This window comes from Chromatium okenii, assembly GCF_002958735.1.
In the GTDB taxonomy this organism is placed as follows: Bacteria; Pseudomonadota; Gammaproteobacteria; order Chromatiales; family Chromatiaceae; genus Chromatium; species Chromatium okenii_A.
In genome coordinates, this window is sequence record NZ_PPGH01000037.1 from 517,390 (window position 1) to 534,183 (window position 16,794).

16 protein-coding genes are annotated in these 16,794 nt (G+C 46.5%); 6 read left to right on the plus strand and 10 right to left on the minus strand.

The window, feature by feature from the left end:
• Positions 1-264: 264 nt before the first annotated feature.
• Positions 265-1,251, plus strand: a complete 987-nt coding sequence (locus CXB77_RS14280; protein ID WP_105072451.1) for an IS5 family transposase — start codon at positions 265-267, stop codon at positions 1,249-1,251.
• 113 nt (positions 1,252-1,364) lie between these two features.
• Here CXB77_RS14280 and CXB77_RS14285 read toward each other — a convergent pair whose 3' ends face one another.
• Positions 1,365-1,712 carry a type II toxin-antitoxin system HicB family antitoxin gene (locus CXB77_RS14285; RefSeq protein ID WP_105074417.1) on the minus strand — a complete coding sequence of 116 codons (348 nt, stop codon included), beginning with the start codon at positions 1,710-1,712 and terminating at the stop codon, positions 1,365-1,367.
• Between the two features lie 81 nt (positions 1,713-1,793).
• Here CXB77_RS14285 and CXB77_RS14290 point away from each other — a divergent pair, with 81 nt between their 5' ends.
• Both CXB77_RS14290 and CXB77_RS14295 read left to right on the plus strand, forming a co-directional pair.
• Complete coding sequence (locus CXB77_RS14290; protein WP_105074418.1) at positions 1,794-2,021, plus strand: ribbon-helix-helix domain-containing protein; 228 nt, start codon at positions 1,794-1,796, stop codon at positions 2,019-2,021.
• A gap of 2 nt (positions 2,022-2,023) precedes the next feature.
• Positions 2,024-2,311, plus strand: coding sequence for a type II toxin-antitoxin system RelE family toxin (locus CXB77_RS14295; protein ID WP_105074770.1), 288 nt, complete (start codon positions 2,024-2,026; stop codon positions 2,309-2,311).
• A gap of 188 nt (positions 2,312-2,499) precedes the next feature.
• On the opposite strand, the gene CXB77_RS14300 is transcribed toward CXB77_RS14295, so the two are convergent.
• Genes CXB77_RS14300 through CXB77_RS14310 form a run of 3 tightly spaced genes read right to left on the minus strand, consistent with a single transcriptional unit; the run spans position 2,500 to position 7,789 of the window.
• Positions 2,500-4,314 (minus strand): DUF1566 domain-containing protein, encoded by a 1,815-nt coding sequence (locus tag CXB77_RS14300; RefSeq protein ID WP_105074419.1) that lies wholly within the window; start codon positions 4,312-4,314, stop codon positions 2,500-2,502.
• Position 4,315: 1 nt separating this feature from the next.
• Positions 4,316-6,133, minus strand: a complete 1,818-nt coding sequence (locus CXB77_RS14305; RefSeq protein WP_105074420.1) for a dynamin family protein — start codon at positions 6,131-6,133, stop codon at positions 4,316-4,318.
• Positions 6,134-6,151: 18 nt separating this feature from the next.
• Positions 6,152-7,789: a dynamin family protein gene (locus CXB77_RS14310; RefSeq protein WP_172452684.1), complete on the minus strand. Its 1,638-nt coding sequence runs from the start codon at positions 7,787-7,789 to the stop codon at positions 6,152-6,154.
• A 274-nt stretch (positions 7,790-8,063) separates the two neighbouring features.
• Here CXB77_RS14310 and gorA point away from each other — a divergent pair, with 274 nt between their 5' ends.
• Entirely contained in the window at positions 8,064-9,440 is a 1,377-nt protein-coding gene (gene gorA, locus CXB77_RS14315) for a glutathione-disulfide reductase (protein ID WP_105074422.1), read from the plus strand.
• A gap of 94 nt (positions 9,441-9,534) precedes the next feature.
• Here gorA and CXB77_RS14320 read toward each other — a convergent pair whose 3' ends face one another.
• The 4 genes from CXB77_RS14320 to hisF form a co-directional block, all read right to left on the minus strand.
• A complete protein-coding gene (locus tag CXB77_RS14320) occupies positions 9,535-10,083 on the minus strand; it encodes a L,D-transpeptidase family protein (RefSeq protein WP_105074423.1) in 549 nt (182 codons plus the stop codon).
• A gap of 91 nt (positions 10,084-10,174) precedes the next feature.
• Positions 10,175-11,371, minus strand: a complete 1,197-nt coding sequence (locus tag CXB77_RS14325; protein WP_105074424.1) for a class I SAM-dependent rRNA methyltransferase — start codon at positions 11,369-11,371, stop codon at positions 10,175-10,177.
• A gap of 95 nt (positions 11,372-11,466) precedes the next feature.
• Positions 11,467-11,652, minus strand: coding sequence for a hypothetical protein (locus CXB77_RS14330; protein WP_105074425.1), 186 nt, complete (start codon positions 11,650-11,652; stop codon positions 11,467-11,469).
• 192 nt (positions 11,653-11,844) lie between these two features.
• Entirely contained in the window at positions 11,845-13,425 is a 1,581-nt protein-coding gene (gene hisF / locus CXB77_RS14335) for an imidazole glycerol phosphate synthase subunit HisF (protein ID WP_105074426.1), read from the minus strand.
• 113 nt (positions 13,426-13,538) lie between these two features.
• Here hisF and CXB77_RS14340 point away from each other — a divergent pair, with 113 nt between their 5' ends.
• Together CXB77_RS14340 and asnB are read left to right on the plus strand one after the other, a co-directional pair.
• On the plus strand, positions 13,539-14,252 hold the full coding sequence (locus CXB77_RS14340) for a phosphatase PAP2 family protein (RefSeq protein ID WP_172452685.1): 714 nt from the start codon (positions 13,539-13,541) through the stop codon (positions 14,250-14,252).
• Positions 14,253-14,255: 3 nt separating this feature from the next.
• A complete protein-coding gene (asnB, locus tag CXB77_RS14345; protein WP_105074428.1) occupies positions 14,256-16,073 on the plus strand; it encodes an asparagine synthase (glutamine-hydrolyzing) in 1,818 nt (605 codons plus the stop codon).
• 16 nt (positions 16,074-16,089) lie between these two features.
• On the opposite strand, the gene CXB77_RS14350 is transcribed toward asnB, so the two are convergent.
• Positions 16,090-16,371: a helix-turn-helix domain-containing protein gene (locus CXB77_RS14350; protein WP_105074429.1), complete on the minus strand. Its 282-nt coding sequence runs from the start codon at positions 16,369-16,371 to the stop codon at positions 16,090-16,092.
• Positions 16,371-16,706 carry a type II toxin-antitoxin system RelE/ParE family toxin gene (locus CXB77_RS14355; RefSeq protein ID WP_105074430.1) on the minus strand — a complete coding sequence of 112 codons (336 nt, stop codon included), beginning with the start codon at positions 16,704-16,706 and terminating at the stop codon, positions 16,371-16,373. The genes CXB77_RS14350 and CXB77_RS14355 overlap by 1 nt, the downstream gene beginning before the upstream one ends.
• Between the last annotated feature and the right edge of the window lie 88 nt (positions 16,707-16,794).

Consider the following 16,794-nt stretch of genomic DNA (forward strand, 5'->3'; position numbering starts at 1 on the left):
GTGATGACATTGGGTTCTAAGATGATAATAAGGCATTTCTGCCGTAGTTGATAGTTTCTACACCCTTTTGAATATGATGGTTGAGCGGATTTAATCAATAGGCGCTTTTTTAATAAAAGAGCACAATTGAATTGATTACGGTGTATAAAGTTCATGCTCCACAGCTTCTTTAAATACCTTTGGGAAACACTGATTAAATAGCCAGCATCGTTGCGATCTAAATGATAAAATAGGCATCAGTCGTAATGTAAATATGATACCAGCATGAAACAATTTTCTTTTGCACAATCAGAATTTTTAGCAAAAAAGAAAACGACGCGCCGTGAACGTTTTCTCAATGATATGGAAAAAATTGTTCCATGGTCAACTTTGGTTAAAGCATTGACACCTTATTACTACCCTGATAGTCAAGGTAAGCGTGGTCGTCCGCCAATAGGATTAGAGCGGATGTTAAGGATGTACTTTGTACAGCAATGGTATCATCTTGCTGATGAGGCACTGGAAGATGCAATTTACGATAGTCAATCATTACTGCAATTCATAGGTATTGATTTGAGTGTTGAAGCGGTACCAGATGCAACAACACTGTTGAAATTTCGCCATTTACTCGAACGTCATGCACTGACTACAGTGATTTTTTCTACAATCAATGCGCATTTACGCGAGAAAGGATTGTTGTTAAATCAAGGGACAATCGTTGATGCGACCATTATCAATGCCCCTTCTTCAACAAAAAACGAAGCAAAAGAACGCGATCCAGAAATGCATTCTACTCGCAAGGGAAATCAATGGTATTTCGGAATGAAAGCACACATTGGTGTTGACGTTAATTCTGGGTTAGTGCATACCGTGGTTGGCACGGCGGCAAATGAGCATGATGTCACTCAAGTTGAAAACATTTTACATGGTCAAGAACAAAAAGTTTTTGGTGATGCTGGCTACACTGGTGCAGATAAACGCGAAAAAGTTAAAAACAAATTTAATGAAAAAGTGGTCAGTTGGAATATCGCTGAAAAACGTTCTAAAGTTGAAAAAATGGATGATGGTTTGTTGAAAAATCTCACGCAACAGATTGAAAAAATTAAGGCGCAAATACGCGCGCGTGTTGAACATCCATTTCACATTATTAAAAATCTATTTATGCACCGTAAGGTACGTTATAAAGGGCTTGCGAAAAACACTGCGCAACTACAAACTTTGTTTGCTCTGGCTAATCTCTTAATAGCAAAAAAGGCGCTGTTAAAAGCCTAATATAGAGTTCACAGCATAAGAGTACCTTAATTTTACCTAATAAAGAGGTTGACTATTTTGAATCACTAAAGCAAAAACTATTTATTTAATATCCCCTCTATAAAAATATGCTTTTAAAAAGGCAACGTGGAGAACATTAAATAGATCAGCGGTTCCTTTGCAGCCCATTGATTAAGACTTGTTCCTGCGGTTTGTACTGCAACTAATACCGCACCGTGAACTTCAGGCGGAACATCCAGCATTATTTTTCCATCAACAGGTTGCTCAGGGTTTTTACCATTTTTATGGCAATCTTCAATCATAAAATCAATTGCATTCTCAAAATCTTGGCGCAACTCAGCAACTGTTTCACCATGAAAACCAATAATTGCTTTTATACCAAGAACGCGCCCAAACAAAATTTGATCACGCTCATCATATTCAACATGAGCAGTATAGCCTCGATAAATCATCGTATTCATGGCTGGATACCTAGTCGCTGTAATAATTCATTGAACGATAAGCTCACAGCATTTGACCACAAACACTAAAGAGCGCAACCAATGCCCACAAAAAATCCGAGAATCAACGTCGTCGTTGAAAAACCGCTTTATATTGCTCTTCAAGACCTCGCTGAAGACGAAGGAATTTCTGTATCAATGTTGATGCGCGATTTGGTGAAGGAGGCGCTTGATATTCGTGAAGATCGCGCTTTGACTGATTTGGCTACGGAACGAGAGCAGAGTTTTGATCGCTCTCAAGCGTTGACTCATGAAGATGTTTGGAACTGAAAATGAATTTTTCTATCATTTATCATCCAGATGTCAAAAAACGAGATATTCCGGCAATCAATAGCAATGTGCATCAACGTTTGAAACAAGCCATTGAAACCCGCCTGATGGTGGCACCTCAAGATTATGGTGAACCCTTACGCAAAACACTAAAAGGATATTGGAAACTTAGGGTTGGCGATTACCGTATTGTTTTTCGGATTGACAAACAAGAAATCCTCATTCTTGGTATTTGCCACCGCAAAGAAGTCTATCCACTCATGGAAAATCGCCAACACAATCCAAGGTAATTTCGTCACTCTGCATTTCAAAAAACCGTGCTTTGATTAGCAACCCAACAACGTGCATCAACGTCAATACGATTAAATTGAACCGTCATTAAAAAATTGGGGCGGTTTTTTCATGCCTGAGCGGTTGGTTATGTTGGGTTGACTGCATCAACCCAACCTACGATTGCTAAAAATCAAAAGAATCAAAATCACTGTCTACCGCGAACGAGCCGAACGTGGTAACCATTGCCCAGATAGTTGCTGCTGGGGTAGCCATTGTAGAAATACACATACCACACGTAGTTCGAGACGTCGGACGGAGAACCCGACCAAAACCACGAACTTGGCGTATTCGGAAAAGCTTGTTGGTCAATTGTTGGTTTTTGTTCTTTGATCACCAATGTTTTTAATTCATCAATCGTTGGTAGCCGCCAATCACTGTAGCCTAGATAACGATTTTCAATAGTTGCCTTATTCGCGTCACTCCAGTCGAATTTTCTAGCCTTACCAACACAAGTTTTTCCGTCCCAAGTTTGCCCTAAAGCGCAGCGCATCCATTGCAAACCAGTTTGCGTATCTAATACCGTACCATCGCCCAAATCTCGATAGCGTTGTTCAATTGGAGCTACCGTTTCGCGCACAAGACGAGCGTAATTTGTATCATCCATTTTTGCGGTGTCGATACCACCATCATTAAATTCTACATAATACGACTTGTTTTTTGTTGTGAAAACACCTTCATCTCTCTGGGAACTTGACCAAAACCGCGAATTTGGCGTATTCGGAAAAGCCTGCTGATCAATGGTTGGGTTTTGTCCATGAACAACTAGCTTTCCTAATTCAACTCCCGTTGGCAAACGCCAATCGTTATGCCCAGCATGATGAGTGCTGTTTGCGGCTCCTTTTGCACCTTCCCAAGTGAATGTCTTTGCTTCTTCGGTGCAGGTTTTACCGTTCCAAGTTTGCCCTAATGCGCAACGCATCCATTGCAGATTGTTTAGAATATCAATCACAGTACCATCACCTAAATCTTGATAGCGATGATTGATAATAATCGGCGCATTTGATTGCTGTTGCGCGGCAACATCATTAAAAAAGCGTTGCAACTCGGCAATTAACGGCTGGCTGCAGCGTTGAAAACGAATCTTCTCTTGCAACGTGCGATATTGATCAAACAGGTAGTGCTGTAAATAATTGCGCAAATCGTAGAAATAGCTGGCATCTAGTTTGGTTTGATTCTTTTCTGCTTGCCCTTCACTTGCCAACTTTGCCGACAGCGGCAACACTACTGCGACATGTGCATTCAATTTATTCTGCGTTGCAGTTAACGCATCGCGCAATTCATCATATTCTAATGCGTCCACCTGATTCAAAATCAAAATCACCGGACTATCGGGATTGGCGGTGCGAAATTGCACAATCTGCTCATAATCGAGTTTTTCCGCGCCCTTATTATGTAACACCCAAATCAACGCATCAGCATTTTTAACTTCTGCCGCACTGGCTGCGCTATCTCGTGCATTATGATCTAAGCCGGGCGTGTCAATTAACGTAAAGCGTTCTAAAAACGATTGATTGGGACAGCAGACGGCAATTTGCGCAATAGTTTTATGCTCAGTTTTCATTAACGCATCAATCTGTTGCTGCGCATCCGCTTCATTTTGATAAGACCGCTGTTCAAGCTGTCCATTACAGCGATGAATAACGAGTTCCCGCCGTGTTCCACCTTGCAATAAATTTACGGTGCAAGTGCTGCGCACCGCTTTAGTTGGCATGATGCGTTGATTCACCAACGCATTCAAAAACGTTGATTTACCAGCATTAAAACCACCGGCCACCACCACGCGCATGGGATCATCAAAACTTTTCAACACTGCATCAATGCGATTGAGCAAATCTTGATGTGGTTGTACCGTTGCTAAAATCGTGCGCAATTGTTCCCGATAGCCATACAGCGGATTGATGTCTAAATGATAACCGTAGGGTTCATTGCGAAAACGCGGATCAATATGATGGTCTGTCATGTTATACCGTGCAAATACGTTGTAATTGTTGAAGAGAATCAGTCAATGCTTGCCGTTGTTTTTCTGCAATCAAGACCTGACGGTTCAGATTGTCTAAACTGATCTCCCGAATGGTGCTTTGCAAATGTTGCCGCTGTTGCGTGGTTTCCCGCCGCAGCGCGTCTAATTGCGACTCAATTTGGGTGTCAGTGTATTGCTCAATACGTTGTGCAATGTCCTTTTGCATTTCTTTGATGAGCTTTTTAATCTGCTCCTTACATTCAGTGCGCTGGCTGCTTAAATGCTTTTTCTTAAACAATTGAGCGATACCATACGCAGCCACTGCTAAAGCTGTACCACCGGCAATAAAAGGAAGCCCGATGGTCGCTGTCGCTGCAGCGCCACCACCAACCAACCCATTCCACAAGGTAACTAAAGCGCCGGTATTCGCTGCCGTATTTATTGCTAAAAGCGATTGCAATCCACCATAACCAGCAAGCAAAACACCTGATGCAGCACTAGTGTGTGCCACATAACCGCCTATTTTCCAGCCACTAATACCAATTCCTGTCAGGCGTTGTTCCCAAACGTCTGTCTCCAATTGCGGGCGACCTTGACGCAGGCGCTTACCGATTTCTTCGCTAATGCGACGCGCCAAAGTACGCACCACTTTATCCACAACTTTCGCCAATTCATCCACCAAATCTTGATAACCTGCTTGTAATTCATTAGCGGTATCTATTCGACTGAGATCGCGCAAAGTGCGGTCTTGAACACGGTCGCATTCACTACGAAGATGATCAATCGCATCTTCAATCAAACTGTCTTTCATATCATCGAACTGGCTGGCGCGTTGATTCAATTCTTCTTCGAGCCGTTCAATCGCTTGCAAGGCTTTTTTCAACTGCACTTCATCGCCAGATTTTTTAGCCTGATAATCGCTCAAACGGAGTTCAATCTGGCTCTTATTGCTGGTCAATACGCCGCGCAATTGTTGCCCGTGCTGTTGCAGCAATTCCTTAAACCGATCATTGGCGACGAATTCAATCAATCGCTGCCGCAATTCCGCCAGCCCAGTTCCCATCTTGGCAGAAGTGAGAAAGATGCGCTCTTCAACGCGCACTCCGTGCTCGGCAAAAAAGCCATGAAACCGACGCCGAAAATCAGCCAATACTTCGGCTTGCTCTTCCTCAGAACGGACATCAGCTTGCGTGAGCACGAAAAAGAGTTTTTTACCAGTCTGAGACAGGTATTTTTCAATTAAAACCTTCTCCGAATCCGTCCCCGCTTGCTGCACGTTGGTTAAAAACAGCACCGCCGCAGCGCGTTCCATTTCCCGATACGTCTGCTGAATATAACGCTCCTCGGTGTCTTCCGTGCCGATGGTATCCACCAACACCACGCCCTTTTGTAATAACTCTGCATCCGGCCAGCCTAATTCAATTTCTTGATAGCGATCAGGGTCATTGCCATACAGCGCGACATATTGATTCAACGCATCTTTAATTGCGTCATCATTTCCGGTCACACAATCAGTGCGTCCATCCGCAGCGCCCAGCGTTAAGCGTTTGCTCTCGTGATAGCGGATATACACCGGATGACAAGTCGTGGGTCGATTTTTATACGGCAGAATGTCTGCTTGTAAAAAAGCGCGATTGATGAGCAATGATTTTCCAGCAGAAAAGCGCCCAGCAATCACGATATTGAATTGCTCTTTATCAAAGATAGCAGCGCGTTCTTTCAATTGACGAATATCATCAACGGAAAACAAATCGTCATCGTCCTGAATCAAGCGTTGATAGAAAGCCAATAACTGCGGTTTACGCTCAAATAAACTCATGGTGCGGCTCCTGATGGGTTAATTGTTGGCGAGCTGCTGATTTGTAATCAGCGCCTCGGCTTTATCTAAACGCAGCTCCCAATCAATATGGGAGGTTTCATTATTCAATGCGACCAGCGTTTTTTCTAATTCTGCCACCAAATTGATTTGATGCAGCGCCTGATCCGTTGACTTATCCATCACATCGCGGAAGTAATCGGAAACTTGATTGAGATAATCTGACAAGGTACGCGCCAGTGTGATCTTAATCGTTTGTCGATGGACGCTGGCAGCTCCATCTTTAATTTTATCAATCACGGTATCGAGAATGCCGGTTTGATCGCCAAAGCGCGTTAAACCGAATTCACGCGCTTTGAGCGCCAAAAAACCCACCAACAGCGTGGGCACACTAAACCATCCAAACACCAATAAACTGCCCATAAACGCAAGCGGCATAATATGCTCGGCACTCACGCGTGACAATGGCGAACTGTAATCAGGTAAATCAAGCTCCAAATTCAGCTCTTTTAATAACTGATTGGAATGCGTTTGACCTTCCTGCACATCGCCCTGCAAACTGCGCATCAATTCATCTAGCTTGGCTTGCATCTGCGGTTCCAGAGTTTTCATTGCGTCCTCAATGCGTTGCTGGAGATAACCTTTTTTCTGCAATTGTTCAACCGAACTGCTGTCAATCGCATCATCCAATTGCTGCTCAGTCTGCTCAATCAATTCGCGCAAACTTTGTAACACTGATTGCAAACGCTGCTGGCTGCGCCGACGCAATTCACTTTTCTTCTGGCTTTCTTTACGTCGCGCCTCTTGAATTTCCGTGCGCAAGGCATCGCGTTGTTCAGTAGTCTGATTGAGCATTTGTTGCAATGCCACGCGCTCCAAAGCGACCTGCTGCCGCAATGCGTCGAAAAGCTGGCGTTGATGGCGCTGCCGCCGCTCATCCAATAAAACACTGCGGCGTTCATCAATATAGGTATAGAGCGCCTGCTTAAAACCTTGAATTGTCACTGCGTCTTTATTGGACAATAGAAAAATCCGATCACTGCCGACGTGTGCGCCAATCCGTTGCCGCAAGCTGGCGGAATCGTCGTCATCTTCCAATACGTCGCTGTGCGTCAAAACGAAAAACAGGTCTTTCAGATTAGCTTTGCTCAATACCGCCCGTTGAATAAAATCAATCTGCGTTTGATTCAACGCCGACACCCGCGCATTCAACACAAAAACGATCAAATCGGCGCGTACCGTTTCCGCTTTTGTGCTGGCTTGTTGATCGGTATCATTAAAGCCAGGCGTATCCACAAATACGGTATGCGCAGGCACATCTAATTGTGGCGCTTGGTATTCAATGCGCGATAAATGCTGCAATGATTGTTGTAAAGCCTCAACCGCCGCCGTTCCTTGATACTCTTGAATTGCGCCACGATCATCTTGAACCTTGGCATGAGGAGCGGAATCTGTATTGCGTTGTAATAACACCAGCGTTTTAGTCGCCGGTGTTGCACGTTCTGGCAGCAGCGGTAAACCAAACAGATTATTTAATAAACTGCTCTTGCCAGAATTCCATTCGCCAACGAAGGCGCAGACGAGATCGCCTTGTAACGGTGAAATCTCGATATTAAATTGGCGGGCGGTGTCTAACAGGCTGTCATAGGGAAGGTTCATGGTTTGCTCCTTAAAAGGTGTCATAAATGTCATACTCTTTGATAGACTACTAAAAGCCTAACCATTCTTTTTCAAATGTGAAAATTTATTTTTACGGTAATTTTTATATCCAGTAAACGCATGTCATCGCGTATGATGACTTGAAAACTGACTGCAACGCCAGAAATATCTATGCAATAGCAATTGGCATAACATTAAAAAATAGTTATCTTTCAATTTAGCTTAAATCAGCGCAAGCTATCATTCATTACTCTACTACAGACTGGAGATCGTTATGGCACAACAATTTGATTTAATTGCTATTGGTGGCGGCAGCGGCGGGTTAGCAGTGGCAGAAAAAGCTGCGCAATTCGGGCAGCGCGTCGCCATTATTGAAGCCGCACAACTTGGCGGAACCTGCGTTAATGCAGGTTGTGTACCAAAAAAAATAATGTGGTATGCCGCCAATCTTGCCACTGCAGTTGCTAATGCACCGAAATTCGGCATTGATACCACTGGTGGCGCGTTGAATTGGGCGACTTTGGTCACTGGACGCGACCGTTATGTGGCAAATATCAATCAGTATTGGGATCAATACGTCACTGAATTGGGCATTACGCGCATCACTGGACGCGCCCATTTCGTCGATGCGCACACTGTCGCAGTCGACGAGCAGCAGTACAGCGCCCCGCACATCGTGATTGCCACTGGGGGACGACCGATTGTGCCGCGAATGCCAGGTGCGGAATTAGGCATTGATTCTGATGGATTTTTTAAACTGCAAACCCAGCCTAAGCGCGTTGCCATCGTCGGTGGTGGTTATATTGGCGTCGAGCTTGCGGGTGTATTGCGGGCGTTTGGAACCGAGGTGACGGTGGTTGCATTGGAAGATCGGCTGCTGTGGCTGTTTGACCCGCTGATTAGTGCGACGCTGCGCGAGAACATGAACGCGCATGGTATTGAAACACGGTTGGAATTTGCTGTTGCAGAATTGTCACAGGATGCGGATGGGCTGGCATTGGTTGCGCAAAATGGCGAGCGATTGAGTGGATTTGATCAGATTATTTGGGCGGTTGGGCGCACTCCAAACACTCGCGATCTGGGTTTAGAAACCGCTGGTGTGACCGTGCAACCGAACGGCATCATCCCGACTGATGCCTACCAAAACACTAACATTTCAGGGATTTACGCGCTTGGCGATGTGGCTGGACGCGAGCCATTAACGCCGGTTGCAGTCGCTGCGGGGCGGCGACTGGCCGAGCGGCTGTTTAACGGTAAACCCGATCTCAAACTCGATTATGACAATATTCCAACTGTGGTATTTACGCATCCGCCGCTTGGCAAAGTGGGTTTGACGGAGCCGGAAGCGCGGCAACGGTTCGGCGATACCTTGACGATTTACGAAACTGCTTTTACGCCAATGCGTTACGCGCTTAATGCGCATGGCGCAACGACCGCGATGAAGTTAGTTTGTGCGGGCGCAGAAGAGCGTGTGGTTGGAATTCATCTGATTGGCGACGGTGTAGACGAAATGCTACAAGGTTTTGCCGTTGCGGTAAAAATGGGCGCAACTAAAGCGGATTTAGATGCGACTGTGGCAATTCATCCTTGCAGCGCCGAAGAATTGGTGACATTAAAAACTCCGGTACGTCGTCCAGGTGAAATGCAATAACACGGCAAAGAATAACATCAATTGCGTGGCACACTGCCGCTGTAAAAACGCAATTGATGTAGTCGATTTAGGTAAACGACGTAAATGCGTTTACTCAAGGTAAAATCTGAATTGGCGTTCCATCTGGAACTAATTTCCAAATTTCATCGATTTCGTGATTTTGTACTGCAATACAACCATGCGTCCAATCACGGTTCAGGTATTGTTTACGCATGGATTCCGACTGAATATAGGTCGGCAAGCCATGCAACATAATCATTCCTCCGGGTTTATAACCCAGATTGCGGCTATTTTCCTGATCTCGCGCATTGGGATAAGAAATGTGTATCGCCTTGTAAAATTGGCTATTGGGTTTGCGCCAATTGAAAACATAATTACCTTCTGGAGTGCGTTGATCGCCTTCACGGTATTTGTGACCAATTGGCGATCCCCCCAGTGCAATGTGATATTTATGTGCGATCCGTCCGCGACTGTGCAATTCAAGCTGCCGCGCAGCTTTTCTGACCACAACCTTATCAATTGGTCCGGTGATTTTTTTATCACGCGGTGGGTGAGTACTACAGCCAGTAATGCTGAATAAACCCAGCAGTGCCAGTGCGATAATAACGGGAATTATGCGGGAAACATCAATCTGAAACGACATCAATCAATCCTTACAAAAAGACGACACCGACTGCGAGCCGGTGCATTATTTAATAGTGTGAATGGGTTGCTTTAATACACAGGTTTTTACATTAAAACTCCGGCAATACGCGTACAAAGCAGGTTTTCAAATACGCGGTTTCTGCAATTGCCGGATGTACGGGATGATCTGGACCTTGCTGACCAGTTTCTAACAATTGTGCACTGCGCCCAGCACGTCGCGCTGACAATTGCACTCCACGCAAAAAAGTATCTCGATCCATGTGAAATGAACAGGATGAAGTCACCAATAAACCGCCCGGCTCAAGTAGTTCAATTCCCAAGCGATTTAAGCGTTGATAGGCTTGATTGCCTTCTTTTTCATCTTTGCGGCGTTTAATAAATGCTGGCGGATCAAGAATTACTGTATCAAAGCGTTGACCCTGATCGCGCAATTCCCGCAACACTTCAAACGCATCGCCATGTAGCGAATGAATGCGCTTGTCTAATTGATTACGAGCGGCATTAGCAGCAACACGATCTAATGCGGTTTGCGAACTATCAACACAGGTCACGCTTTTTGCACCTAATGCTGCTGCGCGTAATCCCCATGCGCCAATATAACTGCATACATCGAGCACCCGTTGCCCCACGCCATAACGCGCAAGCCGCCGACGATTTTCTGCTTGATCAAAAAACCACCCAGTTTTCTGTCCAGTGATTGGCGCAACTTCAAATGTTAATTCATTTTCAATTAACATCATGCTATCAGTCGGTGTTCCGAGCACCGTTTCTACCGTGCGCTCCAATCCTTCTAATTCACGAATACTGGTGTCATTGCGCAATACGATGAATTGCGGACGCAATACCTGTTCTAATGCTGCGAGAATTTCCCCACGTACTCGTTCCATTCCAGCCGTTGTGATTTGCACAACCAATAGGCTATCGTAACGATCTACAATTAAGCCCGGTAGCCCATCGCTTTCGCCGAAAATCAGCCGATAAAATGGGCGTTGATATAGACGTTCGCGCAGCGCCAGCGCCTCGTGAATACGTTTAAGCCATAGCGCCGGACTGAGTGGTTGCGCCCGTTCACGAGTGACGATGCGGGCACAAATCAATGAATGCGGATTGACATAACCGTGACCAATCCAGCGTTCGTGATCACTAAAAATTGCTACCGGCTGACCGGGTGAAAATGCTTTTAGCGGCGTCGCCTGCGTATCAACTTCATTGCTATAAATCCAACAATGCCCAGCGAGCAAACGGCGTTCTTGATCTTTACGCAGGATAAGTGGTTGCGTATTCATAGTGAAATCCAATTAATGTGAGTGAATAGTAAAACTGCGATTACAGTCAAGCCTACCAGAATTACTGCTGCTTTTCGGCATTCTCATTATGGCGTTCAGCGTACTGCCATGATAAGAAAAATAACCAAAAGTACCACTGTACCAAGTGGTAATAATGCTGCTTGCCAATCACCAGCTTGAGCTTTAGGGCTATTTTGCTGCCAATGTTTGAATGCTGGCCACAAATAAACCAGCATTAACACCATTGCAGCGGCTGCGACCAGCTGTAAAAAAAGTTCCATAGAATCCAAATACCTCTCATATTTAAGAATGACATCGCAATAAATGTTTTCGTATCTGTGAAATTGCGCAGTTAAAAACATAAATTAGTGGTCATTTGGCAGTAAGAAACACTGCGTTTACCGCCAACTGACAACTTTTTTCAACTGTGTAACACTATACTTTGTCAATCACTACGTTGCGCAGATATTTTATTAAACCCGCGTTTCAATTCCCTGTTCACGCAAATGTGTTTTGACGGCGGCAATGGGCACTTCACGGCGATGAAAAATCCCGGCTGCTAATGCCGCTTCCACTCCAGTTGCAGCGAATACTTCACTGAAATGTTTAACCTGACCTGCACCGCTAGACGCAATCACCGGAATCGTGACTGCTTGACTTACTGCGCCAATCAATTCTAAATCAAACCCCGCGCCCGTGCCGTCACGATCAATTGAATTGAGCAGAATTTCACCCGCGCCTAATTGTTCACAAATCCACGCTAATTCTACTGCATCCACATCGCGCCCTTCCCGTCCACCTTTAATGGTGCATTGAAACCAACAATAGCCTTCGCCATGCGGTCCAGGTGTCGTTGTAGCAACGGTGTGATGGCGCGTGTCATCGGGTGAATTGACATATACGCGACGCGGATCAATTGAAATCACGACCGCTTGATTGCCATAGACGCGAGCGATTTGTTCAATTGCGCTGCTGCCATCACCATTACCGCATTCTAAATAATTTTCAGCCGTTGCTACTGCATCAGAACCAATTGAAATTTTATCGGCGCCAGAGCGAAAGTATTCATCCGCAACATCCAGCGCGGAATAACTTTTGCCGCTGGCATCAGTAAAGGCGCGAATACCGCCACCAATCGTTAATGGCACAAACACGCGCTCAGAAGTGCGGCGCAAGACTTCCAACATCGGTTGATCGGCAAGCGGGAAATCTCGAAAGGCGGTGATATTCAAAAAGGTGATTTCATCTGCGCCTTCATCATAATAGCGTTGCGCTAATTCAACGGGTTTGCCCAGATTGCGCACTTCACCCAATTCGCGCACATCATATTGATCGCCTTTGGTCACAACCAAATCACCAGCGTCATTCGTGCGCACATCTAAACACGCAATGATGCGTTTAGCAAAATGCGTCTGCTGTAATGAATTGGTGATGGGTTTAGTCGTATTTTCTCCCGCTAAAAATTGCCGCAATAATTGTAAACCGACTGCGCCGCTTTTCTCCGGGTGGAATTGCACCGCCGCGATATTGCCGCGCTGCACCGCACTTAAAAATGGTGCGCCGTAATCAGTGAATGCTAATTGCCATTCCGCATTTTCTGGCGTGGGCGCTGCACAATAAGAATGCACAAAATAAAGTTTTTCATCGCGGTAATTTGCAAATAATGGTGATTCACGCGCCAGCCGCACGTCATTCCAACCCATGTGCGGAACCGATAATGATCCGACATCAAAACGGCGAATGTGTCCCGGAATGAAACCTAATCCGGCGACGCCCGGCGATTCTTCACTGCCATCAAATAGCACTTGCAAACCAATACAAATCCCAAAAAAAGGACGATTGGCAGCGAGATATTCTTTTAATGGTTCGACATAACCCAGCCGTTGCAACCGTTCCATCGCTGCGCCGAATGCGCCAACGCCGGGAAAAATCAGCCGTTCAGCGCGTAAAATATCGTCCGGGCAAGTAATATCGGTCACGCTAAAACCGAGCGCCTGAATCGCATTGCGGACGCTGCGGACATTGCCCGCGCCATAATCAAGCAGTGAAATCATCAGTGCATTCCTTAATCAATTCTGGAATAAAAAACGGTTAAATGATAACCGCTAATTGTGTTAATCGGTGTAAATGGTTAAGCTCGCATCTTTATTCAATGAGCGCCCATAATATGCAACGCTTGACCATTGCCGCCCCGCGCCGAAATGAATTATTACCGCTCTTGGCGTTGACCGCAGCGGCAGTGTTGGGCACGGTGCCATTTTGGCTGAGTGACGCAGATGTGTGGCTCGCGGCGCAGTTTTATCACCCTGACGCTGCCGACGTGTGGTGGGAAGGGCAGCGCCCGCTGTGGCAATGGTGTTACCACGTCGTGCCGTTCCTAGTCGGTGCCATCGTGCTCGGCAGCGCGGCCGTCATCGCCGCCAGCTTCCGGTGGTCACAATTACAGCGCCCGCGCCGCTTGGCAATTTTTCTGCTCGCAGTGACGCTGCTCGGCCCCGGATTATTGGTCAACGGCATCTTCAAAGAACACTGGGGACGCCCGCGCCCGCATCAAACCATCGCGTTTGGCGGCAGCGAAATCTATCAACCGCCGCTGGCATTCAATCCGAGTGGCAGCGGCAAATCATTTCCCAGCGGGCACAGTTCAATTGGATTTTTAATTGGCGCATTATTCTTTTGGTGGCGACGCGAGCGCCCAATTTTGGCGCGATTGGCGCTATTTATTTCATTGCTGGCGGGGAGTTTAATTGGCATGGCGCGAATGGCGATGGGCGATCATTTCGCTTCCGATATAATCTGGTCGGCGGTGATGGTGTATGGCGTGGCGGCGGCAATTTGTCAATTGTCAATTGTTAGTTATCAACCGCAAACGACCAATTAAATCATGTGCGGCATTGCTGGTTTTATTCTTCGCGCCGGGCAGCGTCCCGATCCGGCGCAACTCGCGCAGATGAACGCGGCGCTGGCACATCGCGGCCCCGACGACAGCGGCATTTATTGCGCGGGCGCGGTCGGTTTGGCGCAAACGCGCTTATCAATCATCGGCTTACACGACGGTCATCAGCCGCTGTTGTCTGCCGACGGGCAGTTGGCACTGGTTGCCAACGGTGAGATTTATAACTACTTGGAATTAAACGCAGAATTGCGCCAGCTCGGGCGCATTCCGCGCACCGCCTCCGATTCCGAGACCATCCTCAACAGTTATGCCCAACACGGTTTGCAGTGTTTACCGCAGCTGCGCGGTATGTACGCCTTCGCGCTCCACGACGCGACCGCTGGGCGCGTGATCCTCGGTCGCGACCGGCTCGGCATCAAACCGCTGTTTTATGTGCGGCTGCCGGATCGCATCGCTTTTGCTTCTGAAATCAAAGCCTTGCTGCCAATTTTGCCGCACCAGCCGCAGGTCGCAGCAACTGCGCTGCGCCAATTTCTGCAACATCAATTCGCCAGCGGAGAAGACACATTGCTGGCTGGAATTCAGCGCGTATTGCCCGGCGAGGCGCTGCTCATTGATGCTGATTTAAACATTAAACGCCATCGTTATTGGTCGCCATTGAATATAGAACCGCGCCAGATCGGAATTGACGCTGCGCAAGCTGAATTGAATGATTTAATGACGGCAGTCATGCGTGAACATGTGCGTTCTGATGTGCCGTTTGGACTGTTTTTATCAGGCGGCGTTGATTCCGCAATTCTCGCTGCGCAACTCCACGCGCATAGCAACGAACGCATTAAAAGTTTTTCAGTTGGTTATCGCGGCGCGACGCGAGCTGATGAATTGAATGAAGCGGCGCGTATTGCCGCGCATTTTGGCTTTAATCATCACGCGCTGGAATTGGAATTTAACCAAGTATTTTCCCGCATTCCGCACAGTATCTGGTGCGCCGATGAATTGATGCGCGACTACGCCAGCTTGCCCACATCAATTCTGGCAGAAACCGCTGGCGCGTCATTAAAAGTTGTATTTTCTGGCGAAGGTGGTGATGAAGTATTTGCCGGTTATCGCCGTTATGATCCGCGTTTTGCTGAACGCTGGTTAAAAACCTTATTACATTCTGGCAGCGGCGGTTTTCGTACTCGCGGGCAATGGGCAAAACAATGGACACGGCAATTATTTGGCGCAGAATTAAACACAGTTGCAGCAATGGAACGTGCGCCATTTATAAAGGCTTGGCGCGACACTCCAACGACTTGGTCGGATTTACAACGCCGTCAATACGTCGATTTAGTGACTGCGCTGCCGGACAATTTGCTGGTCAAAACCGACCGGCTGCTGATGGGATTTGGCGTTGAAGGGCGCGTGCCATTTCTCGATCATCGGCTGGTGGAATTCGGGCTGGCGCTGCCAGATACGCTGAAAATTCAACAACATCACGGTAAATGGTTATTGAAACGCTGGGCAGAACCGCAATTACCGCCCGGTCATCTCCAGCAGCCGAAACGCGGTTTTCATGTTCCAGTTGGCGATTGGCTGCGCGGCGAAGTGGCGGCAGAAATCGGGCAACGGCTATTGCGTAATCGTGGAATTCGAGAATGGTTTAATCTCGCAGCAATTCCGAAATTAGTTGCAGCGCGACAACGCGGCAATGGCGCTAGTCGGGAATTATTTGGGTTAATGCAATTCGCCATCTGGCATCGTTTATTTATTGAACAACAGGGCTTAAAACCAGCAGTAAACGAAAATCCAATTGAGTGGATTTGAAAACTGTTGGGTAATTTTATGCTGCGTCGCGTATTTGGATGTCAACGTGCAAACCAGCCGCTGCTGCCATATTGACCAAAGCATCTAAATCAAAGAGATTGATTTTGCCACTTAAAAGATCGGAAACACGCGGCAATGTTACAGCAAATAATTGCGCAGCTTGCAGTTGAGTGAGACCTTGATGCGTCATGTGGTTTTTCAATGCCATCATTAGCGCCGACCGAAGCCGCATCATTTCGGCTTCTTGAGGCGTGTCTTCAATAGCATCCCAAACGCTGATAAATTGTTGATGACTCATTAACTGTGCTCCTGAATCAAATCTCGATAGCGTTTTTTAGCGATACTCAGATCAGAGATACTTGTTTTTTGCGTTTTCTTTTGAAAGCAATGGAGAACATAAATAGCGTTTGCAAATTTCGCCACATAAATAATGCGAAATCCACCGGAAGCATCCCGAATCCGAATCTCTCGTACACTTTGTCCAACCGTTACCATTGGTTTCCAATCGTCCGGTTCGTGACCGTGCTGCACTTGGTCAAGTTGATAACCGGCTTCACGCCGTGCTGACACAGGAAAAGAACGGAGATCATCAAGAGAAGTGCCGAGAAATTGAATGGGTTTCAAATCAGACATTGCTATAAAATACAACTCTTAATTTAGACTAAAAAACCAAATATAAAACAAGCAGCGAACGAAAATCCAATTGACTGGATTTGATGAC